Source organism: Thermodiscus maritimus, assembly GCF_055382595.1.
Window position 1 is genome coordinate 1,091,942 of the sequence record NZ_AP042434.1, and the last position, 20,339, is coordinate 1,112,280.

24 protein-coding genes and 1 tRNA gene are annotated in these 20,339 nt (G+C 54.0%); 11 read left to right on the forward strand and 14 right to left on the reverse strand.

The features are described 5' to 3' along the window. Position 1 precedes the first annotated feature (1 nt). The 4 genes from ACZ47H_RS05970 to ACZ47H_RS05985 all read right to left on the reverse strand — a co-directional run bounded on the left by ACZ47H_RS05970 (position 2) and on the right by ACZ47H_RS05985 (position 2,326). Positions 2-259 carry a KEOPS complex subunit Pcc1 gene (locus tag ACZ47H_RS05970; protein WP_464932784.1) on the reverse strand — a complete coding sequence of 86 codons (258 nt, stop codon included), beginning with the start codon at positions 257-259 and terminating at the stop codon, positions 2-4. Next, positions 229-1,506, reverse strand: a complete 1,278-nt coding sequence (locus ACZ47H_RS05975; RefSeq protein WP_464932785.1) for a hypothetical protein — start codon at positions 1,504-1,506, stop codon at positions 229-231. Before ACZ47H_RS05975 ends, ACZ47H_RS05970 begins: the two co-directional genes overlap by 31 nt. Positions 1,507-1,576: 70 nt before the next feature. After that, positions 1,577-2,035, reverse strand: a complete 459-nt coding sequence (locus tag ACZ47H_RS05980; protein WP_464932786.1) for a 30S ribosomal protein S15 — start codon at positions 2,033-2,035, stop codon at positions 1,577-1,579. A gap of 212 nt (positions 2,036-2,247) precedes the next feature. Next, positions 2,248-2,326 (reverse strand) — tRNA-Gly (locus tag ACZ47H_RS05985). 198 nt (positions 2,327-2,524) lie between these two features. Between ACZ47H_RS05985 and ACZ47H_RS05990 the strand changes: the two genes are divergently transcribed. Then, positions 2,525-3,229 (forward strand): peroxiredoxin, encoded by a 705-nt coding sequence (locus tag ACZ47H_RS05990; protein ID WP_464932787.1) that lies wholly within the window; start codon positions 2,525-2,527, stop codon positions 3,227-3,229. 41 nt (positions 3,230-3,270) lie between these two features. On the opposite strand, the gene ACZ47H_RS05995 is transcribed toward ACZ47H_RS05990, so the two are convergent. Genes ACZ47H_RS05995 through ACZ47H_RS06005 form a run of 3 tightly spaced genes read right to left on the reverse strand, consistent with a single transcriptional unit; the run spans position 3,271 to position 5,984 of the window. Further along, the gene (locus ACZ47H_RS05995) at positions 3,271-3,597 is read right to left on the reverse strand and encodes a Zn-binding domain-containing protein (protein WP_464932788.1); all 327 of its coding nucleotides are present in this window, start codon (positions 3,595-3,597) and stop codon (positions 3,271-3,273) included. After that, on the reverse strand, positions 3,533-5,569 hold the full coding sequence (locus tag ACZ47H_RS06000; protein WP_464932789.1) for a DEAD/DEAH box helicase: 2,037 nt from the start codon (positions 5,567-5,569) through the stop codon (positions 3,533-3,535). The genes ACZ47H_RS05995 and ACZ47H_RS06000 overlap by 65 nt, the downstream gene beginning before the upstream one ends. Continuing rightward, entirely contained in the window at positions 5,559-5,984 is a 426-nt protein-coding gene (locus tag ACZ47H_RS06005) for a hypothetical protein (protein WP_464932790.1), read from the reverse strand. The genes ACZ47H_RS06000 and ACZ47H_RS06005 overlap by 11 nt, the downstream gene beginning before the upstream one ends. 81 nt (positions 5,985-6,065) lie before the next feature. On the opposite strand from ACZ47H_RS06005, the gene ACZ47H_RS06010 reads away from it, so the two are divergent. Continuing rightward, positions 6,066-7,130 carry a geranylgeranyl reductase family protein gene (locus ACZ47H_RS06010; protein WP_464932791.1) on the forward strand — a complete coding sequence of 355 codons (1,065 nt, stop codon included), beginning with the start codon at positions 6,066-6,068 and terminating at the stop codon, positions 7,128-7,130. Here ACZ47H_RS06010 and ACZ47H_RS06015 read toward each other — a convergent pair. Both ACZ47H_RS06015 and ACZ47H_RS06020 read right to left on the reverse strand, forming a co-directional pair. Then, positions 7,102-7,710, reverse strand: coding sequence for a hypothetical protein (locus ACZ47H_RS06015; RefSeq protein ID WP_464932792.1), 609 nt, complete (start codon positions 7,708-7,710; stop codon positions 7,102-7,104). The two genes, ACZ47H_RS06010 and ACZ47H_RS06015, sit on opposite strands and share 29 nt — an antisense overlap. 36 nt (positions 7,711-7,746) lie before the next feature. Beyond that, a complete protein-coding gene (locus tag ACZ47H_RS06020) occupies positions 7,747-8,073 on the reverse strand; it encodes a hypothetical protein (protein WP_464932793.1) in 327 nt (108 codons plus the stop codon). A 190-nt stretch (positions 8,074-8,263) separates the two neighbouring features. Between ACZ47H_RS06020 and ACZ47H_RS06025 the strand changes: the two genes are divergently transcribed. The 4 genes from ACZ47H_RS06025 (at position 8,264) to ACZ47H_RS06040 (ending at position 11,347) form a co-directional block, all read left to right on the forward strand. Next, positions 8,264-9,376, forward strand: a complete 1,113-nt coding sequence (locus tag ACZ47H_RS06025) for a glycosyltransferase family 39 protein (RefSeq protein WP_464932794.1) — start codon at positions 8,264-8,266, stop codon at positions 9,374-9,376. After that, positions 9,348-10,121 (forward strand): carbon-nitrogen hydrolase family protein, encoded by a 774-nt coding sequence (locus ACZ47H_RS06030; RefSeq protein ID WP_464932795.1) that lies wholly within the window; start codon positions 9,348-9,350, stop codon positions 10,119-10,121. Before ACZ47H_RS06025 ends, ACZ47H_RS06030 begins: the two co-directional genes overlap by 29 nt. Positions 10,122-10,191: 70 nt before the next feature. Further along, positions 10,192-10,461, forward strand: a complete 270-nt coding sequence (locus ACZ47H_RS06035; RefSeq protein ID WP_464932796.1) for a PhoH family protein — start codon at positions 10,192-10,194, stop codon at positions 10,459-10,461. A gap of 19 nt (positions 10,462-10,480) precedes the next feature. Then, positions 10,481-11,347: a PhoH family protein gene (locus tag ACZ47H_RS06040; RefSeq protein WP_464932797.1), complete on the forward strand. Its 867-nt coding sequence runs from the start codon at positions 10,481-10,483 to the stop codon at positions 11,345-11,347. Positions 11,348-11,370: 23 nt separating this feature from the next. On the opposite strand, the gene ACZ47H_RS06045 is transcribed toward ACZ47H_RS06040, so the two are convergent. Continuing rightward, a complete protein-coding gene (locus ACZ47H_RS06045; RefSeq protein WP_464932798.1) occupies positions 11,371-11,706 on the reverse strand; it encodes a hypothetical protein in 336 nt (111 codons plus the stop codon). Between the two features lie 158 nt (positions 11,707-11,864). On the opposite strand from ACZ47H_RS06045, the gene ACZ47H_RS06050 reads away from it, so the two are divergent. The 3 genes from ACZ47H_RS06050 to ACZ47H_RS06060 are packed head-to-tail and all read left to right on the forward strand — an operon-like array spanning position 11,865 to position 15,641. Continuing rightward, positions 11,865-12,092 carry a hypothetical protein gene (locus ACZ47H_RS06050; protein ID WP_464932799.1) on the forward strand — a complete coding sequence of 76 codons (228 nt, stop codon included), beginning with the start codon at positions 11,865-11,867 and terminating at the stop codon, positions 12,090-12,092. Next, complete coding sequence (gene leuS / locus ACZ47H_RS06055; protein WP_464932800.1) at positions 12,061-14,766, forward strand: leucine--tRNA ligase; 2,706 nt, start codon at positions 12,061-12,063, stop codon at positions 14,764-14,766. The genes ACZ47H_RS06050 and leuS overlap by 32 nt, the downstream gene beginning before the upstream one ends. Before the next feature lie 17 nt (positions 14,767-14,783). Next, positions 14,784-15,641, forward strand: a complete 858-nt coding sequence (locus ACZ47H_RS06060) for a TatD family hydrolase (protein ID WP_464932801.1) — start codon at positions 14,784-14,786, stop codon at positions 15,639-15,641. Here the strand turns inward: ACZ47H_RS06060 and ACZ47H_RS06065 are convergent. Both ACZ47H_RS06065 and ACZ47H_RS06070 read right to left on the reverse strand, forming a co-directional pair. Continuing rightward, complete coding sequence (locus ACZ47H_RS06065; RefSeq protein ID WP_464932802.1) at positions 15,613-16,920, reverse strand: vWA domain-containing protein; 1,308 nt, start codon at positions 16,918-16,920, stop codon at positions 15,613-15,615. The genes ACZ47H_RS06060 and ACZ47H_RS06065 overlap by 29 nt on opposite strands. Positions 16,921-16,935: 15 nt before the next feature. After that, positions 16,936-18,087 (reverse strand): AAA family ATPase, encoded by a 1,152-nt coding sequence (locus ACZ47H_RS06070; RefSeq protein ID WP_464932803.1) that lies wholly within the window; start codon positions 18,085-18,087, stop codon positions 16,936-16,938. A 90-nt stretch (positions 18,088-18,177) separates the two neighbouring features. Here ACZ47H_RS06070 and cdd point away from each other — a divergent pair, with 90 nt between their 5' ends. Continuing rightward, positions 18,178-18,594 carry a cytidine deaminase gene (cdd, locus tag ACZ47H_RS06075; RefSeq protein ID WP_464932804.1) on the forward strand — a complete coding sequence of 139 codons (417 nt, stop codon included), beginning with the start codon at positions 18,178-18,180 and terminating at the stop codon, positions 18,592-18,594. Positions 18,595-18,755: 161 nt separating this feature from the next. Next, positions 18,756-19,190: an OB-fold nucleic acid binding domain-containing protein gene (locus ACZ47H_RS06080; RefSeq protein ID WP_464933960.1), complete on the forward strand. Its 435-nt coding sequence runs from the start codon at positions 18,756-18,758 to the stop codon at positions 19,188-19,190. 238 nt (positions 19,191-19,428) lie between these two features. Here the strand turns inward: ACZ47H_RS06080 and ACZ47H_RS06085 are convergent, their stop codons facing one another. Then, positions 19,429-19,626, reverse strand: coding sequence for a chromatin protein Cren7 (locus tag ACZ47H_RS06085; protein WP_464933961.1), 198 nt, complete (start codon positions 19,624-19,626; stop codon positions 19,429-19,431). A 166-nt stretch (positions 19,627-19,792) separates the two neighbouring features. After that, positions 19,793-20,338 (reverse strand): hypothetical protein, encoded by a 546-nt coding sequence (locus tag ACZ47H_RS06090; protein ID WP_464932805.1) that lies wholly within the window; start codon positions 20,336-20,338, stop codon positions 19,793-19,795. Position 20,339 lies beyond the last annotated feature (1 nt).

Here is a 20,339-nt window from a genome sequence, read left to right on the forward strand (position 1 = left end):
TTTACCCGCTATCCAGCGATTCAACAGCCGCCCTCACGGCTAGTAGGAGATCGTCAACCGTGTTTCTCAGGGTCATTATCCTCTTAGGGTCCCTGCAGCCCTCCACCACCACAATACACTCAACGCTCCCCCCTAGGGGCTGGCATGATACTCTTATGTGTGGGGGCGTCTCGCGATTATCGGGCTGCACTGCTCTAACTATGTGGAGGGCGTCTGGGGATTCGATCCTCAGCCTCGCGACGCATTCTCCCTCACGCATAGACGGAGCCCCTCCTCGACCGCAGCTTTCACCTCTACAAGCTTCCTAGCCTCCCCGTAGCCTAGGGCCTCCTCCACCTGGAGGGATGAGGCGCAGAGCTTACCTTCATAGTCGAATAGGAGGTGGGAATCATTGATCCTTCCACTCAGCTTCAGGGCCCGCCAGAGGAATAATGGTGAAACCCTGACCTCATCCATCACTTTATACCCTCTTATCCATGGCTGCACCTTGGTCTTAACCAGCCTTGCTTCTCCCACTATGGCGGCGAAGGCCTGCGCGGAGTCCATGTGGTGCTCTTCGAGCTTCTCAGCCACAGTATCCTGCTGTGACGCTATCGAGACTGCTAGGGAGGGGTCTCCTATGGAATCCGCCGCGTAGAGTATGCTGTTAGCTCTCAGCCTAGGGTCGAAGCCCAGCGTCCTAGAAACTACCAGGCCGGCGACATACTCGCTGACATCTATGCTCTGCCCAACCTCATCCTTCAAATGGGAAAGGATCACTAGAGCAGTCTTCTCAAGCTCTTCTGGTGACAGCCTCGCTGCAATCCTACCCGCTAGCTCCCCCACCCCGCTACCCTGGAGGAGTTCAGTGCAGGCGTCGGGGTCCCCCGTCAGGCCGGGGTAGTAGGGGTCTATGGTTCTAGCCACTGCCTGGCAGAGCGGCGTGCTTGTAGGCTTGTACACCTTCAACGTGTTCACAATCTCCAGCCCAGTATTCATCCTCGAGAGCTCACTGTATAGGAGAGCATCTAATCCATGCATCTTCCCCGACTTCTCAATATACTCTCCCCAGTAAGCCGCTGATAGGAGTAGGAGGAGCCACTCAGTCCTAGCATAGCTGGCTCCAGCCCTCGCTAGCAGGAGCCCCAGCATCGCGGGCACGCTTCCCTCGCCAGAGATATAGGTGGCGCTGGGGGGAGGCGGGTTGTCTGCCTGTAGGGAGATGGATACAAGCGTTGAAGAGACATCCCCCGTCTTATACGAGGGGTTATTGTATCCCAGGATCATCGTTGGGACATCGATGGCTGAGGGGGGCTTAACAGACACCTTGAAGAGTGGGCGGATGTTGAACGAGTAGAGGAGGGAGAGGAAGGCGGCGGAGGCTATCAAGAGGTCGGCCCTCGGGTATACTCTTAGCCTAACGTAGCCCTCCCTTATTCCATCCTCGATTAGCCTCTCAAGCTGCCTGGCCCCAGCGGATAGGCTCCTCTCCAGGCCGTCCCCCGGCTTCAGCACTAGCTTAAGCAACTATCCCATCCTACCCTATAGTGTTCTAGTAGGGGAGAATTTAATGGGTGGGGAGTCCTAGAGGAGGGGATCAGCTGTACTCCGCGACGAGTAGCTTCGCCCTCTCCGGGCTGTACTTCCAGTTTGGAGGGAGCACTCCCCTCCTCTTATAGTATTTCACCAGCCTCCTAATCTTCGACTCTAGGTCGAGCAGGCCCTTCTTAGCATGCACGTCCTTCGGATGCTCCGACAGGTGGCGCCTCAGGTTGACGGCCTTCCTTATCAGGGTCATCAAGTCCTCCGGCAGCGGTGGGGCCACCCCTCTCTCCCTGAGAACATCCGTGATAGTCTTGCCAAGTAGAGGCTTCACTAGAGGAATGCCGAACTGGTCCCTGAGGATTATGCCAATCATGCTGGGACCATAGCCCTTCCTAGCCAGCTCCTCAATAATGCTCTCTATCTCCTCCGGAGTATACACTATCCATGCTGGCACTGTGGGCCTGGCGGGCCTCGTAGAGTGCGACTGCCCCTTATCCCTCCTCTTGTTCAACGTAATTCACCCGGTAGTACCCTTTACTCCTTCCCACAGAGATATGAAGCCTCCCCCTGCAGGTTAAAAAATGGTTAGCTAGCCTATACTCCCGTTTATTCTTATATTATTATTTAAATAATTTTTTTCTGGGAGGTACCCCACCAAATACTGTATAACAATAGATTAACTAATAACTTGTAGAATATTGTTGGAGTTGTTATTAGCGATTATGGTGCGGCGGCCGGGATTTGAACCCGGGACCTCCGGCTTGGCAGGCCGGCGTCCTAGTCCAGGCTAAACGACCGCCGCATACACTCCTGTAATCCATTGAATCGCCGGAGGGGTTTATTAGGGTTCCGTAGCCGGGTCATAGAAGGCTATCCTCTCCAGGAAAAGCACTTAGAGGAACATTACTTTTACAAGTATCAACGGGACTTTTTAAATCATTATAGACAAGCTTTTATATCCCTACTAATACGAAATCATTTCGGACAAGAGGGGATGGATATGCCCGGAGAAATACCGTTAATCGGAGAGAAGTTCCCTGAGATGGAGGTCGTAACCGATCACGGCGTCATCAAGCTGCCAGACGCCTTCAAGGGGAAGTGGTTCGTCCTCTTCAGCCACCCGGCGGACTTCACGCCAGTCTGCACCACTGAGTTCGTAGCGTTCGCTAAGAGGTATGAGGACTTCAAGAAGCTCAACACCGAGCTCATAGGCCTCAGCGTTGACAGCACCTTCAGCCACATTAAGTGGAAGGAGTGGATCGAGAAGGAGCTGGGTGTGAAGATACCCTTCCCGATCATAGCCGACCCACAGGGCCACGTGTCCAAGAAGCTCGGCCTGCTCCACGCCCAGAGCTCCACCCACACTGTGAGAGCCGTCTTCATAGTGGATGATAAGGGCATCGTTAGGGCGATACTCTACTATCCACAGGAGCTTGGCAGGCTGATAGACGAGATACTCAGGATGGTGCTCGGTCTACAGCTGGTTGACAAGTACGGTAGGGCGGTTCCAGCCAACTGGCCCAACAACGAGATCATAGGAGACAACCTGATTGTACCGCCCGCATCAACTGTAGCCGAGGCTGAAGAGAGGTTGAAGAACTACACCTGCAAGGACTGGTGGTTCTGCTACGACGACAAGGCCACCGCCGAGGAGAAGGAGCTGGCGAAGAGCTTCCTCAAGAGGGCCTGCGAGAAGGCCCAGTAACCACTATAACTTCTTTTTATTGTTTTTAAAGTATATTGAGCTTATGCTATCGGTTTGCCCTCTGGCTTCATAGCTTTCATCTTAGCAGACGTGGGCTTCTCCAGTTTGAATACGTGTCTTAGTATCTTGTAGGCGTTCTTCCTAGAGAGGAACATGTTGTTGTTTCCACAGTACGGGCTGTAAACGCATTTGGGGCAGCCGTCCTCGCAGTCGCACTCCACCAGGATCTTCTCGACGACCTCGTGGATCCTGTCGAGTCTCTCGTACACTAGCCTCGAGGCTCCATGGCCTCCGGGGGCGGAGTCATAGATAACTATGTGCCCTGAAGGATAGCTTATTCCTCCGAGGTCCGTGTTCTGATGCTCCAACCACCGGCTTAGCCGCCGCTATAATCGCGTGCTCTAGAGCGTGGTAGCCGCTTATGAGGGCTGTGGGCGAAGTAATCCCTGGGTTCGGGTACCTTGTCACCATTGCCTTTGTGTAGTAGGACCATTTCAGGGGCTCCTTGTAGTCGTTCACGTAGAGCTTTCTGCCAGTGTATTCTTCTCTAACAATATACCCTGTAACCATTATGACTAGCTTCACATCAGCGTATACTAGGTGGAGGGGGCCTAGGTCTCTCGACTCTAATGGGAGTATCTCTACTACGTTGACAGTGTATAGGGGTTTCGTGTAGAAGTTGACGTTTGCCCCCAGCCTTCTAACCTCCGCCACCATGCGTTCCAGGTTGAGCTTGACTGAGAGGTAGAGTTTACCCATATGATAGTATATGGCTCCAGGGTAGAGGTCGTAGAGGGCAGCTGGCATCTCCCGGTACCCGATCTTCTTCTTTCCATCCTCTAGTATCGTGACTTGAGGGCCTACGCTCCTCAACCCGCCCTGCTCCTCGATGTACTGCCTCGCCTTCCCCCAGTCGGGGTAGAGCTTTCCCCTCACATCCCTTACAAGACCCAGTGACTCCGCTTCCTCCGCCACAGCAGCTAGTTCCGGGGGGAGCGTCGACTTGTCCAGCAACCCCTCCTGCATGGCTAGTGCAACGAGGTGTACCCTCGCAACCTCCCTGTTGGATGGCTCGATGTAGCTGGGGTCCGGGCTCTGCGCAAAGAACTCTCTGGGCCTCCTTGTAAAGTAAGCTTCTATAGGGTTGTCTCCGAGGAGCGTTACTATAAGGCCGGGGTTATCTCTCCTCCCAGCCCTTCCAGCCCTTTGGAGGTAGCTTGAGAAGCTATGGGGGAGGTTAACCATGAGGACAGCGTCGAGGTCTCCGAGATCTATTCCAAGCTCCATTGTGGGGGTCGCCACGACAGCCTTGAGGGTCCCTTCGCGGAACTCGTCTTCAACCCTCCTCCTATAATCTGCTGGGAGCCCGGCCCTGTGGATTCCAACCCTTACACCATAACTCCTCCCGGCGATTCTGGCTACCAGCTCAGCCATCTGCTGGCTATCAACGAACGCGAGGGTCTTCAACCCCATCTTAGTAAGCGCCGCGATAACTGCTGCGGAGAGCGTCCACCTGCTACCAGAGCCTATGCTTACTAGCGCGTGTACTGCCTCACCCTTCCTCCTCCTAGGCCCCCATACTATACTGGGCCTCCTGCCGAATAGCTTCGACCCCAGCTCCTCCGGGTTGCCTATAGTAGCCCCAGCACCTATGAAGCGGAGGTCTCCCGCCAGCCTCTGGAGCCTATAGACCACCCACTTAACGTGGGTCCCGAATATCCCCTTGTAGACGTGCATCTCATCCAGTACCAGGACCTTGGCGTTTGAGAGGAGCCTCCTGATCTGCTGGGAGTGTATGAGGCCGTAATGGATCATGTCGGGGTTGGTTACTAGTATGTGCGGTGGGCTCGAGTAGATCCGGGAACGCTCGTCCCTCGGCGTGTCCCCGTCGAGCACGGCGACCCTGAAGCCTAGATGCCCCTCAGCTAAGCGCCTCAACCGGATATACTGGTCCCTTGCAAGAGCCTTTGTAGGATAGACTAGGATCGCGTATGGCTTCGTGTAAGCCTCCCTCCTCCCTATGAGGTCTTCAAGCAGGGGTATGGTGAACGCCTCAGTCTTCCCGGTACCCGTCCCCGCTACTATAACAAGGTCCTCTCCACCCCTATACCGTTCTAGAGCATCGGCCTGGAACCTATAGAGGCCCCTAATACCGTAGGCTTCGAGGGCCCTCTCCAGCGGATCCGGCAGGCCGAGGCGTGATAGAGGCACCTCGTCCCGGAACTCCTCCCTACTCTCCTCCCGGTACACGTATATGACCTGGCCCTTCTGCCTTCTAGCTACTAGGTCTAGCCTCCTCAGGGCCTCCTCATAGCTTGATACGGGCTCGCTATGCTCCAACCTCTTGGACACCCGTCCTCCAATTGTATCGTCTAACGTGCTTGGAGAGCTTCAGGTAATCAACAGCCTTCTCCACAGCCCATGCATAGCTGGAGTCCCCCATTATCCTGCGTATCTTCCTCCTCGAGAGCCTAGCTGCGAGGACGAGCTTCCCGCTGGAATCGTAGACCCGGAGTAAGCCCTTAACGTGTCCTCTAGGGTTGAGGATGAGCCAGGCGTGTACGAGTACTCCTCCCTCAGGCACATCGACCTCCGCCAGCCCCGCCGTACCCCGCGAGTAGGTCCCCCTGCCTGGATGCGTGGGTTTATCTATCACCCTCACACTATCCCCATGGATCACTAGTATGATTGATCTGGCGGCGTGGAGGCCGCTCCTACTCTTAGTAGCCTCTACTGGAAGCTGTAGTCTAGCCACCCTCGGAGACCCTCTCTCGAACCGTATTAACCGGGGCTTTAATCAGGTTTCCTAGACTCCTCGTAGAGGATGGGGTAGGAGTTGGGCAAGCCGGAGATCGTGATCGTGGGCCTTGGGCCAGGAGGCTCCCTGCTCGCCTGGAAGGCCGCTGGTAAAGGGTATAGGGTTAGAGCCTATGACTTCCAGAAGACCTATATCAAGCCCTGCGGTGACGCCATTATTATCAGGGAGGAGTACGATGACATTCTAAGGAGGTCTGGAAGCATATCCGGTACGGTTAAACGCCACATAGTCGAGGTACCAGGCTATGGGGTTAAGACTATCGAGCATGAGCGGCCCGCATGGTATATTGTTGACAAGACTAGGCTCGTAGGCTTCCTCAGGGAGGCGGCTGAAGCTGAAGGGGCAGAGATAAGGATTAGGCATGCTGATCCCCTTAGGGAGAAGGGCTGGGTTAGGGTCAACGCCAGGGGACCCTACGCTCATCCTAGAAGAGACACCTACATCATCACGTATCGTATCCTCGCACGCGTAGACTCATGGGACCAGGATACCGCTCTACTCCACTTCGAGACTAGGAGGGCGGGTCTAGCATGGATCTTCCCCTCCCACATGGGCGACGGTATCGTGAATGCGGGGGGAGGCCTCAAGGGGTCTAGTCTAGCCGAGGTAAAAAGCTATGTCAAGAGGATTCTAGGAGAGAGGTTTAATGGAAAGGTGAGGATAATAGATGAGAGAGCCGCTCCCATAGCAGTATACTCTAGGGTAGAGCCGGCAGGCGACGGGGTAATCAGGCTGGGCGAGGCCGCTGGCTTGATAAATAGTGCTGGAGGCGAAGGGATACGGATGGCCCTCCTGTCAGCCCTCCTAGCATCCAGGTCCCTTGACAGCGCAGACCCTGTACGGGAGTATAGTAGGCTGGTAGCACCCCTTGCAGGCGAGGCTAGACTAACTAGGAGGCTTTTGAGAGCAATAGAGAATCTCGAGCCCGAGCGGGGAGCCAGACTCCTATATAGACTTCCAGACAGCTTCTGGAGGGGGTTCATCGCGGAGGGTGCCAGTATACGGCTACTTCTTAAAACATTCTCGGCGGAGCCAGGGGTTGGATTGGAGGCGCTTAGAGCTCTCTTATCTTCTCGATCTTAGCCTCTATGGATGCGAGGTTTGTAGCCTTCCCCTCCCTACATATGGTGTAGGATATCGTTGACTCTGTCACTTTCAACGTGACCGTGAAGTTGGTGCCTTCAATGAATACTACTCCATCGTCGCGGAGAGTGGCTTTATAGCCCTTCATCTTCAGCGTCCTATAAACCACTTCGGGGGAGAGCTTAGTCTTCCCGGCCTCCTCCACCTGCTTCCTAGCCTCTTCTAGGATCCTCTCAGCCGTCTCAGCTATTGAGGGGCACAGGTCCCTATACTCCCTTATAGTGGCCTCTAGGATCCTCTCGATCACCCACTGCGCGTTCATGGCCTTAGCATATGCTAGTAGAGATTGGAACTCGGGGCTTTCAAGATAGTCTTTAAGCCTTATAGGGTTCCCGCCGAACTTTGTGAACCTGTAAGTCTCCTCGGCCCTGGAGAACCTGTTCCTTATCTCGTTGAAGACACTCAAAGGTATCTTATCGGCCGTCTCCGAGAGGACATGGTTTACTATATGCCTTAAGAAGTCTCTCCCGCGCCGGCACTTCTCCGCCTCCTCGAGGCTGCTCCTAGAGGCCTGTCCCACAGCGTCTCCCCTCTACCCCTAGCTTATCCTAGCGAGTTAATCTGTTTCTCCACCCTCTGCCAGCTCTCCGGAAACCTTTCTACCCGAAATCCTCTTCACCCTAACAGCTACAGACTCTCCTGGCTCAGGCTCCCTGCCCCTAACTTCTATGGATACCTCGTACCCCTTGTAGAAGCCGGTAGGCTTACCCTCGTCGTCGATTCCCGATATCCTAACACGGATTATGGAGCCCTCCCTCAACCCTTGCTCGCGCTCAGCCTCCCTAGCCTTGCTCACGCTTCTCCTATACGATGGGTAGACGCTGAGCCTTTCAAGGTTTGTAGAATAGGGGTCCCTCTTCCTCTTCTTAGCGCTTCTAGACACACGGATCCACCGGTCCTTTCTAGGATACCTGTTCGCAGCGGGGGATTTAAAACGTGCCATAGATTAAACCTATTGTAGTGGGATGAGGAGAAGAGGCGCCTGAACCCAGGCATGAGGAGGCTGAGCTACGCTGACCGCTCGCTCTCACACCGGATCTATGAAAGCGTTTTCAACCATTATAGTGATATTGTTGATTCTACCGATCTCGGCCTACGTCTCATACAAGTCCTATAGTTTAGCAATCGCTAACTACCACCGTGGGAGCCTGTACGTCAGCGACGAGATCTACTATGTAGACACCGCTAGACGCTATCTCCAGGAGATATTTCACGTTCAAGTAAACGAGTCAATGTATAGCAATAAGACCAACCCGGACTATTTCAACCTAGAGCACCCTCCCCTAGGCAAGTACATTATTGCGCTCTCCATGCTCCTCTACGGTGATAACCCGCTTGGGTGGAGGCTACCCAGCATCCTGGAAGCAGGGATGATCCCGCTCATACTAGGGCTGGCATTCTGGGCTGCATCCAGGAGAACTATGCTCTCAATCCTAATCGCCATCGCCGCCGCGGCGGCTGCCGCTGCAGACCCCATACTAGTGTACGCGGGATCCCTAGCAATGCTCGATATACATCTAGCATTCTTCCTATCCCTCTCCCTCGCCCTCCTGGTGGCAGGGCGGAGGAGGCCTGCCCTCATAGCTGCTGGGCTCGCCTCGTCTGTGAAGATGAGCGGTGTAGCTGGGATCCTGGCTATAATGTTGTACGACCTCCTCTATGGGAGCCTTAGGGAGAGGGCGAAGAGGCTGTCCGAGGACATACTTCTACCTCTCCTAGTCTACGTTATCGTCATGATCCCCCTCATCGCATACTTTGGGCCAGTAGACATAGTGAGGGAGACCATAAACGCATTGAAATGGCATACGACCTCGAGGCCGCCGGGACCCCCTACGTCTACACCTATAGGATGGATATTGAACGAGAACCCCTTCTACTACTCCTTTAACCCGATAATAGAGCCGGCCGTGGTTGCTACGTCTCTCCACGCGCTAGCAGTCGCTAGCATAATACCCCTGGTGATCCTAGGCTCCACACTCGACCGCTACAGGACGGTGACGGTGGCCCCCTTCTTCTATATCGGGACCCTCGCAGTATACGCTCTAGTATGGCTTCTCGGAAACAGGACGTTCTATAGCTTCTACGCTGTAGAGTTAACCCCAGCCATGGCGGGGATTATCGCCTCAATACTCCTAGCGGGCGAGAAGGTGAACCAGTATGGGCAGGGTACGGGTAGCGGTGGTTGAGGCTCCAAGGGACCCCTCGCCGGAGAGGAACCGGGAGATCATAGTAAGGGTGCTTGAAAGAGTAGGGAAGGCCCGTGAGGGGATAGTGGCTTTCCTCCCCGAGAACTGGCTTTCCAGGGACCCCCTGGATGAGGAGGATTACACCGCGCTCCTGGAGGAAGTTTATGAATCAACTGGCACCGACTTCTTCGCCGGTCTCGCCTACATTAACCTCCCTGATGGCGTGAGGAGCAGGGGCTACGCGGTCATTAATGGGCGTGTAGAGCTTGTATGCGAGAAGAGGTTTCCTAGTAAGGCTGTGGGGGAGCGCGGGTGGATCGCTGAGGGAAGGGTCTCGAGAGTAGTCTGGGTGGGCGAGGCTGGGATAGGTTGTGTCGCGTGCGTTGACATATTCTACCCAGAGGTCTCCCGCCGGCTTGCAGTGATGGGTGCGAATGTACTGTATAACCCTGCTGCTATACCGGGTGATAGGCTTGGCCTATGGTGGAGCGTTCTCCAGGCTAGGGCGGCGGAGAATGTGGCCTTCACTATAGGAGTGAACAGTATCGGCGTCCGCTACCCAGACGGGCGGATCACTGGTGGGGGGAGTAGAGTGTATTCTCCCGACGGCTCTCTGGTGCCAGCCGAGCCTATAGGTGGAGCCCTGGTGTATGAGCTTGACCTTGACGAGCTCGAGAGGGTTATGGAGAGGTGGGCTTTCCGCGAGGACCTAGAGTCTAAGCTGAAGAACCTGTATCTCCCCTGAACTCCTCTAGCCGATTCAAACGCTTAAACCCCGCGTTTCATGCTACTCAATTAATTGGAGGTGCTGGAGGATGAGTAAGAGCCTGGAGAACGTCTTCGAAATCATCCAGCCGATGAGTGAAGGCCAGAAGAAACTGATAGAAGCACTCAGGGATAAGAGCTTCGAGATAATAGGGGTCTTCGGCCCCACCGGCACTGGTAAGAGCTTCGTCACCCTCGCCTACGGACTCCAGGGCGTAGCTAGGGGCGATTATAGGAAGCTGGTCATAGCGAGGCCGATTATAGACATAACTAGTGGAAGAGAGCTCACGATAACCAGTGATCCAGAACCACTATGTTAAGCTGGCTGGAGAATACGTATTGGACATAGCCTCCTCAATAGCCGACGAGGCATCTGTGAGGAGCCTGATCGAGTCTAGGAAGCTGGTCTTGATAGACCCCCACCTCTTAAGGGGCAGGACCTTCGACGACTCCCTCATAATCCTCGACGACGCTCAGAACGCTGCCCCCGAGACGATAGTGGAGATAGTGACGAGGCTGGGCAGGGGGTCGAGGCTGATCATAGCGGGGGACCCCGTATTCCAACGGGACCCTGCCAGGCAAGGGGCGATCCTAGCCAGGGAGGTGCTGCGGGGAGAGGAGAACGCCGCCATCATAGACTTGGGTGTTAAGGATATAGTCAGACCAGGCGCCCGCAGGGGTCTGCGCCTCCTGCTAGAGCTCCAGGTCCGCAGGAGGACAATGGATGATAGGGAGAAGAACATACTGGAGGTGGCGAAGCAGATCTCCCCCGACGCCGACATTATCACTGTAGTCTATCTTGTGGACACGAAGAAGAAGTGGGGGATCGATAGTAGCCACGTGCCAGACGCTCTAATAGTGGTGAAGGAGGGTCACCTTGGCAGGCTCATAGGGCAGGGCGGGGAGAGGATATCGAGGATCGAGGAGGAGACAGGGTTAACGCTTAGAGCTGTACCGTTAACCCTCGATTTCAAGGAGTATGTTAGAGCGGTCCACCCGGTAGCATGGATCCATAAGCACATCATAGACTTCGACTTCGCGGGGCCAGATCTTAGAATACTAGTTGCGAGGGGGAACCTTGGACCAATACTGGGGCAGAAGGGATACTATATCAAGTTCGTGGAGGAGTTCTTCAAGAACCTCTTTGGCTTCGGAGTATACGTGGAGGAGGCTAGGGAGGAGAAGAGGGCTAGGCGGAGGAGGTGAGCTGGGAAGGGGTTTTCCCAGGCTTATGGTTCCTCCTCTACATCGAATAATTCAACCTTGATCCTAGCCTTCACGGTCTCGCTAGAGAATGGGGGGATCTGCTCCCCCAGATCCACGGCGAAGACCACGTTATTGCCGAGGTCATCCGTGAACCTTATCTCCGCGACATACCGTGGCTTCGGACCTCCCGACTCAACCATCTTCATCGCTGCTTCCATTATCCTTGACAGAGCCATTTGGAACGCGACTGGGCTCGACAAGTCCTCTGGCTTTAAGACAATACTCTGCATTCCACCCATAACCTTCCCGATCCTAGCCTTGCCATTAAAGGATCTCTCGAACTCCGGCTCCTCCAACACAGTACACCTCGCCTAGTATTTTTGAAACCGTTACAAGTATTATGTGTTGGCTGTAATCGAGTGCTTCAAGAGAGATCTTGGTAGGGACCCTGGGGATGTGGATTAGCACCTAAATGTTTTTGCCCTGCCAGGCTTCTTAGGAATTCCAGGTGTGGCGTTTGGCGCTTAAACCCAGGAGAAGCGGCGAGAACGAGCTGGTTGCTAGGCTGAAGGAGATAGAGAGCAAGTGGCAGGCGAGGTGGGAGAAGGCCCGCGTTTTCGAAGCCGACCCCGACGAGTCTAGGCCTAAGTTCTTCGTCACGTTCCCGTACCCCTATGTTAACGCCTACCCTCACTTGGGCAGACGCGTTCACTGTGCTCCGAGTCGATGTCACTGCCCGGTATAAGAGGATGCGCGGCTACAACGTGCTCTTCCCCCAGGGATGGCATGCGACCGGGGGCCCCATCGTCGCATCAGCTCTCCGCTTGAGAGAGGGTGATAAGAGGATCATTGAGACCCTCAAGTCCATGGGTGTTAGTGAAGACGAGCTGGAGAACTTCAAGAATCCAGAGTACTGGGTGAAGTACTTCACGAGAGGGTGGAAGGAGGATCTCAAAAGGTATGGCATGAGCATTGACTGGAGGAGGGAATTCTACACTACAAGGCTCAACCCATACTATAGCAAGTTCGTCGAGTGGCAGTACATCAAGTTAAGGGAGAAGGGCCTGGTGGGTAAGGGTGAGCATCCTGTCGTATGGTGTCCCAGAGAGCAGAAGGTTGTAGGAGACCATGATAGGCCCGATGAGTATGCGGGGATCGGCCCTGTAGAGGCTGTTATCATAAAGTTTAGGAGCGATGATGGACTAGTGGTGCCGGCGTTAACCTTCCGCCCCGAAACGATCTTCGGTGTAACGAACATTTGGATCCACCCGGACCACGAGTATCTCATAGCAGAGGTTGACGGAGAGGAGTGGGTTGTAAACAACTATATGGCGAGCGAGCTCGCCGACCAGAAGCACGAGGTGAGGGTAAAGGGTAGGATAAGGGGTAGGGACCTCCTGGGCCGCGTGGTCGTTAACCTCGTGACGGGCGAGAGGGTCCCTATTCTCCCAGCCAAGTTTGTCGACCCAGAGCTGGGTACGGGTATAGTCATGAGCGTCCCAGCCCATGCTCCATATGACTACGTTGCCCTGGAAGACTTGAAGAGGGACCCCCGCATCCTAGAGGAGTATGGGCTCGATAAGGACCTCGTTGCACGATTAGAACCCATCCCCCTGATCCGGGTAGAGGGATACTCCAAGATACCTGCTAGGGACGCGGTGAGGCGGCGTGGTATAAGGAGCCAGGAGGAGAGGGATAAGCTGGAGGATGCAACCAAGGAGATATACGCTAAAGAGTATCATACCGGCGTGTTACTTGAGAATACGGGAGATTGGGCTGGTAGGAGGGTTAGTGAGGTCAAAGACTCCATAATCGAGTGGCTGGTGGGGAAGGGTGCCGCTGTGAAGGTCTACACTCTCCCCGAGAGGGTTTACTGTAGATGTGGTGCTAGGACGCATGTGAAGATTGTGTCAGACCAGTGGTTCCTCCTCTACAGTAAGCCGGAGTGGAAGAGGCTGGCCCACAGGGCCGTGGATAGGATGAGGTTCCTACCCGTCACCCTTAGGGAGGTCTTCCACAGGAATATTGACTGGCTGAAGGACTGGGCCTGCACCCACAAGGGGGAGCTGGGAACCCCGCTACCATGGGATAGGGAGTGGGTTATCGAGAGCCTAAGCGACTCAACAATATACATGGCATACTATACTCTAGCGAAATACCTGCAGCACCCGGAGAAGTACGGTGTAAAGCCTGAGCAGCTCATCCCCGAGGTCTTCGACTACGTCCTCCTCGGCAAGGGGGACCCTGGAGAGGTGTCCGAGAAGAGCGGCATACCTGTCAATCTATTGGAGGAGATGAGGAGAGAGTTCCTCTACTGGTATCCCGTTGACCTCAGGATAAGCGGTAAAGACCTGATAATGAACCACCTCACCTTCTACATATTCCACCACGTCGCCATCTTCCCCGAAGAGCACTGGCCCCGGGGAATCGGGGTGAACGGGTGGATACTGGTAGAAGGGGAGAAGATGAGCAAGCACAAGGGCAACTTCATACTCCTCCGCCAAGCCCTAGACTGGTGGGGAGCCGATGCAACCAGGTGGGCAGAGATCCTCGCTGGAGCCGACGCCGGTCTAGACGACGCTAACTTCGAGCCTAAGGTAGCCGAGGCTGCGGCCGAGGAGCTGCTCGGCTGGATAAGATTCGCCGAGTCAAACTATGGCAAGGGGAGGACTACGAGGCTCAGCATAGACGACTGGTTCGAGAGCGTGCTCAACAGGACCATCAAGGAGGTTACAAAGGATATGGAGGAGACCAATTACAAGACTGCTCTAGTCAAAGCATACTATAATATGCAAAACTATTATAAATGGTATATTAAGAGGGCTGGAGAACCCAACAGAGACCTCCTCAAAAGATACATTGAGGTAGTGACCCTAATGATAGCACCATTCGCCCCGCACACCGCTGAGGAGGTGTGGGAGAGGATCGGTAAAGAACCATTCATAGCGACCGCCCCGTGGCCGGAGCCGGAGGAGGATAAGATAAGGCCCATGGTGGAGAGGGCTGAGGAGCTGGTTAAGAGGGTGCTGGAGGACATAAGAGAGATCAAAAAGTTCGCCGGAGAAGCAAGGAGGGCTAGGATAATAATCGCCGCCAAGTGGAAGTATGACTTCGCGGAGAAGATAGCCGAGAAGAGGAGTTCTGGGCTAGACTTGAAGACCGCGATCCAAGAATCCATTAAAGAGCTACCAGGACAGGTGAAGGGCAAGGCGGGCCGGCTGGTCAAACAGTTAATGCAGAACCCCGAGATACTCTCGCTCCTAGTCGATAGAGAGCTGGAAGCCAAAGCTCTAAGAGAGGCCGCGGACTTCCTAGCCCGGGAGGCGGGGCTCGAGAGCGTAGAGGTTGTCTTCGAAGAGGATGCCGGCGGGCTGAAGAAGACGGCACTACCAGCTAAACCCGCTATAATACTAGAATAACCTGGTGGTGAGGGGCTGTGATACCTGTAGGAGATGCACATACCCACACGAACCCTGTTCGCGGCATGGGAGCCGCTAAGATAGCTGAGAAGTTCAAGGAGAGCGGAGGCTGGTTTATGGCTATTGTAGCCCTGTCGCCTTGGGCTTATGGTATAGAGTTCAACGGGTTTGAATCCTACAAGAATGTGCTCGACATACTCGCTAGGGAATGTATGGAGGCTGAACGAGCAGGTTTGAAGACTGCTTGCCTAGCCGGCTTCCACCCCGCCGACGTGGATAGACTTATAGACAAGTATCGTATGAAGCCCGATGATGTGCTGGACCTCGGGCTGAGAGTAGTTGAAGAGATCGGGAAATCCTGCAGTAACGGGTTCCCCGACGGCATTGGCGAGGTAGGCAGGCCCCACTACAAGACTGGGGCTGAGAGGGTGCTCATAAGCGAGTTGATCCTTGAGAGGTCCCTCGAGATCGCTAGGGACAACGGGTGCCTCGTCCATATGCATCTTGAGAACCAGGGGTCGATAACAGCTAGACTCGTCGACATGGCTGTAGAGAGGCTGGGCGCTGGCATGGTAAGAGAGCGTATAGTATTCCATCATATGAAGCCGAAGCATGCAGTAATGGTTGCAGACATGGGTTACCCTGCAACAGTCCCTGGCAAGCCAGAGCTCTTATCCCATGTCGTGGGGAGGGTTCCACCCGTATACATGCTGGAGAGCGACCACATCGACGACCCTATGAGGCCCGGTGCAGTAGTATACCCATGGGTAATGGCTGACCACGTGCAAAGGCTCGCGAAGAAGCACGGTGAAGAGTACATGTACAAGGTGAACGTTGACAATATTGTTAAGGTTTACCGCGTCGAGCCCCCCTAGAGGTTTTCCCAACCATATCCACTACCCTTAATAGCTCCCCACCTGAAAGCTTCGCCACCCGCATGTAGCTTGCAGAGACAGTCTTGAGGGACTTGTTATCGCCACCGATCATCACAGTGTGGAGGTTCATCCTAGCCCTAGAGAGTATCTCGGAGACGATGGACTCTGAAAGCTTATCCTCCCCATCAGTTATCAGGACGACCTCAGAAGCCTTCTTAACCCTCCTACCCTCTATATCGCTCGCCGCCGCTGCTAGGGCCCTAGTAATATCGGTTCCTCCCCCCGCCTTAACAGTACCAAGGTACTCTAATAGCTCCACGACACTCCTCGGCTTAGGCCTCCCCCTTATGCTTAGTAGACTGTGGGGCATTGCATCGAAGAATCTCACATAGAAGGGGCGCCTCTCCCTTAGGGCGGCCTGGAATAGAGCTATAGCGACAGCCCGAGCCCAGTCTATCTTGCTACCAGACATGCTCCCGCTCTTGTCTAGTAGAACGTATAGGGGTCCCTCATAGGATGTGAAGACCCTCCTGTAGAGAAGGAGCCTGGATTCTGCGTAGAGGAGGTAGAATGCCTCGTCTGGCAGGGCGAGCTGGCTTGGATGAACCCTCTCAAGATTGCCTCCCAGCTCCACCCCCTCGATCCACCCCTTAGTGAACCTGCTGGTCTTCCTCGCGAACAACGCTGGCATCTTGATCCCCTCAAGCTTCTCCAACACCCTGGAGACATCAGTCTTCCTAGCGAGGTTCAGCATTGATTCCAACACGTCTTCAAACGCTAGCTCCGAGGTATTGCCTATCATACTATTACTGATTAGCGACTCGATCCTCTTAGCAGTCTCTGCATCCTTCTCTGCCTGTTGCAGTGCAGCCGATACAGCCCTCCTAACCATGTCTGACGCCTCGGCTTCTCCCCCCATACCGCTCTTCCCGCCATCCTTAGGGAGGCTCCTTATGACCCTCTCAAGGAGAGAAGCCGAAGCTACCAGGCTAGTCACACGATCTACTACGGTCTTTGGCTTCACTCGCCAGAAGCCAGCGTCCTCAACTACAGCCCTTATAATGGCCTCCTTGAGGCTGGATTCCCCCTTCCCTACCTCAGCGTCTAGTATGGGTATTGGGAGGTAGAACGCATAGTATATTGAAGCCGCCAGTTGGGGGTCCATCCAGTCTGGGAGACTTGATCCTCCTAGGAGCTTTCCCACTAGTCTAACTATGAGTTCCCCGTGATACTCTGCCACGACTCCCGGGATCTCAGGGGCTTTTACAAGGAGCTTCATACACGTACACCCGGGCTAGACGTTGAGCTTTGAGAGGGCCTTGTCTATGAGGTAGTCTATCTTCTCCATGATCTCGCTCGCTAGCCTTATGATCTCGGGGTCATCTATGCCCTCTACTAGGCTCTGCACCTTCGTCTTAGTTGATTTGAGGCTCCTGTAATAGTCTATCAGCCTGGGGTCGAAGGATGCTGCCTTGTCAATGATGTCTGTTGTAGAGTCTAGGTTTGAGGCTATAGCGTTCAGCTCCCGCAGAATCCTGTCCTTAGTCTTCAACTCCTCCATGAGTATAGTGTTTATCTTCTCGAAGTCCTCCGGGTCCCTTGGAACAGTGTATTTGAGGACAACCAGGTCCTGCTCCATAGCCTGGCTCCTACCCTCTAGGAGGGCGTGCGCCGCTATAGCCTTCAGGATCTTCCCCTTCCTCCTATCAGTTACGTGGAATCCCTTATCATCTAATACCATAAATATCTTTATGAGTTTATCTTTAATTGTGAAGACGTCGACCCCAGTTAGGACCGCTTCATAAGCCCGCTTCACCCCCTCAAGATCCATTACTGGAGAGGGAGATTCATAGCCGCTCCTCTCAATATTCCACGCGGCCTCGAGGAGGGGATCCCAGTACTCTGGAGGAAGGGGCTCAACCCTATGCCGGAAGAGGAACCTATCGTAGAGGGCCTGGAGCTCCTGCTCCTCTGGCACGTTGTTCGACGCCGCTATTATAGTCCATAGGTTAGTCTTTATCTCAGAGTAGCCATCGTATACTATTCTCTCCTGCATTATGCTGAGGAGGCTGTTCAACACCGCACTATTAGCATTAAAGATCTCGTCTAGGAAGGCGATCTCGGCCTCGGGAAGCTTCCCTCTCACGATCCTCCTATACTCCCCCTCTTTCAGCGCCCTTATGTCGAGGGGGCCCAGAAGCTCGCTGGGCTCGGTATACCGTGTGAGCAGGTATTTGAAGAACCTAGCCTTCACAAGACTAGCGAGCCTCCTGGCTAGGGCGCTCTTAGCAGTGCCAGGCTCGCCTAGTAGGAGGGCATGCTCTCTCGTGATTAGGGCTAAAACCAGAACCTTCGCTTCCTCATCCCTGTTCACGAATGGAGCCTTCAGCTCATTGTATAGTAGGGAGACGCTCTTGACTACCTCGTCTAGTCCGTGTTTCTGCATGAGATGGCACCCAGTCCCCAGCTAAGCCCAATTGTGGATCGACGCTTATCTATTTCCCGTAATACCCTTAGCGGGAGAGGGTGTATAATATTGCAGGCAGGGGTTCCCAGAGACCTATTGGAGGCCGCGTTATCTGTTGCAGGGAACGCCTACGCTCCATACTCTAACTTCCGGGTAGCTGCGGCGGTTAGAGACGAGAGGGGGAGAATCTATCCCGGAGTCAACGTGGAGAACAGCAGCTACGGGCTCACTGTATGCGCTGAGCGCGCAGCAGTCTTCAACGCAGTCGCCCATGGAGCACGCAAGATCAGAGAGGTGCTCGTACTCGCATTGGACAGTGATGAGCCGATACCCCCCTGTGGCGCGTGCCTCCAGGTGCTCTCGGAGTTCGGCGACGAGAACCTTGTAATCCACATGGTTTCATGGAGGACTGGCAGGGTTAAGACTTCCACGCTAGGCAGGCTCTTACCCTCAAGATTCAGCCTGGGAGGACGGTCGAAGGAGTAACCAGTCCTCATGCACGCTCGGGTGAAACCAGTTCTCTCATCCCGCCCTCCAATTACACTCTATAAGCCAATACATATACTATAATACCCCCTGATGAATGCGTTATCCCCGACCCGCAGCACCGGGTCATACGAGCGAAGAAAGGGAGAACTGTATTGGGAATGGAGGAAGGAGTTAGGAAGATCTCTTCTCTCCGCGAAGGAGAAGATAACGTGAACGTGAAGGTAAGGGTTCTAAAGACCATGGACACCAAGGTTGTGGAGACGCGTAAAGGACCGAGAACAATAAGCGAGGCAATAGTTGGAGACGAGACTGGTAGGATAAAGATGACCCTCTGGGGCAAGCATGCTGGAACCTTAGAAGAGGGTCAGGCTATAGAAGTGAAGGGAGCATGGACCACTGCTTACAGGGGCGAAGTGCAGCTGAACGTTGGGTACAGGGGAGAGATAAAGGAGCTAGACGACGATGAGGTAGCCCAGGAATCCGAGATTCCAGAGAATGTGCCTAAAGCCCAGTCTCCTAGCGGAGGTTACAGGAGGCAGAAGACCTTCTATAGAAAGGGCGCAGGCGGTTATAGAGGAGGTTCCCGGTTCTAGGCTTGTAGCCTAGACCGGACAATCATCAATATATTAGTCTTTTTAATATTTATTATCATTGATTTATCGTCTATTTAGATGTATTAAAATTACCCGGGAGTATACAGGCTGTCTTTCGGGGGATGACTTTATTTGCACGTCTGAGAGGCTGGGCCGATGACCGGCCTCCACCGGACACGACCCCATAATAAATAAAAATAAAGATTTTTAGTTTATTTGTATAAGGGTGCTAGGCTGGCTAGCTGACAGGATAGTCGTCTGGAACCTTTGCCCTGAAATACTTCCCTGTTTCACTCTTGAAGAGCCCGATCTTCACGCCCTTCCTATTCTTCGGCTTCAGCTCCCATACTTTCTTTGGCACCAGCTCTACCTCTTTGCCAGTGTAGGGGTCCCTCACCTTGACCGGTGGGAGTGTTTTAGCCTTCTTCCTCGCTATTCTTGACCACCTCCACAAAGTCGGTTCTTGTCAATTAACCCTAAATGGTGATTTAAGGTAATATATGTTATTGGCGAGTTTTAGTTTTACTACGCTGTTAGGATCTAGGATCTTTAAAGGTATCATTAAAGGATTCCTTTAACCCTATTGATTGAGAGGATGGGGGCTAGCAAGTGATTGCTGACATGGCCATACAGTATTGGATAGCTGTTCTAGCCCTTATCAGGGGTATTCCCACCCTCCTTAACACATACTTCAGCGTATAGTTGTTCTCGAATATGCTGTCCACGTCGCTGAGGTCTATAGTAGTCCATACTATACCATTCACGCCCGATATACCTGCCTTGGCTTCACTACCCTCTAATACAAGCCTAGCGTCCCTAACTTTTACCTCCAGCCTTCCAGGAGCAAGCCTTGCCGAGAACGGGTTTGATCCGTGCTTTGCTAGAACAATCTCATCTTCAACCCTTTCCAAGAATAAGCCTCCACACTTAGCATCACAGAATTCCCCCTTACAGCCTCCCTTGCTCCGAGCTACACAGGCGACTTTCGATGCTAGATCTCTTACCTCATTCAGCAGCTCAAGAGACCTCTCGACGACTCCCACCGCTACAGCCGCCTTGTAACCCTCCTTGGGCAGCGAGTCCACAATACCCTCTAGCCTAGAGGCCAGGGTTCTCCCGGGTATCATTATCTGCTCCTGCGCCGACATT

Bases quoted from the DNA above. Each gene is read 5' to 3' on its own strand.
- ACZ47H_RS05970 (WP_464932784.1), bottom strand. From the start codon at position 259: ATGCGTGAGGGAGAATGCGTCGCGAGGCTGAGGATCGAATCCCCAGAC.
- ACZ47H_RS05990 (WP_464932787.1), top strand. From the start codon at position 2,525: ATGCCCGGAGAAATACCGTTAATCGGAGAGAAGTTCCCTGAGATGGAG.
- ACZ47H_RS06030 (WP_464932795.1), top strand. From the start codon at position 9,348: ATGGGCAGGGTACGGGTAGCGGTGGTTGAGGCTCCAAGGGACCCCTCG.
- ACZ47H_RS06035 (WP_464932796.1), top strand. From the start codon at position 10,192: ATGAGTAAGAGCCTGGAGAACGTCTTCGAAATCATCCAGCCGATGAGT.
- ACZ47H_RS06065 (WP_464932802.1), bottom strand. From the start codon at position 16,920: ATGAAGCTCCTTGTAAAAGCCCCTGAGATCCCGGGAGTCGTGGCAGAG.
- ACZ47H_RS06070 (WP_464932803.1), bottom strand. From the start codon at position 18,087: ATGCAGAAACACGGACTAGACGAGGTAGTCAAGAGCGTCTCCCTACTA.
- ACZ47H_RS06080 (WP_464933960.1), top strand. From the start codon at position 18,756: ATGGAGGAAGGAGTTAGGAAGATCTCTTCTCTCCGCGAAGGAGAAGAT.
- ACZ47H_RS06090 (WP_464932805.1), bottom strand. From the start codon at position 20,338: ATGTCGGCGCAGGAGCAGATAATGATACCCGGGAGAACCCTGGCCTCT.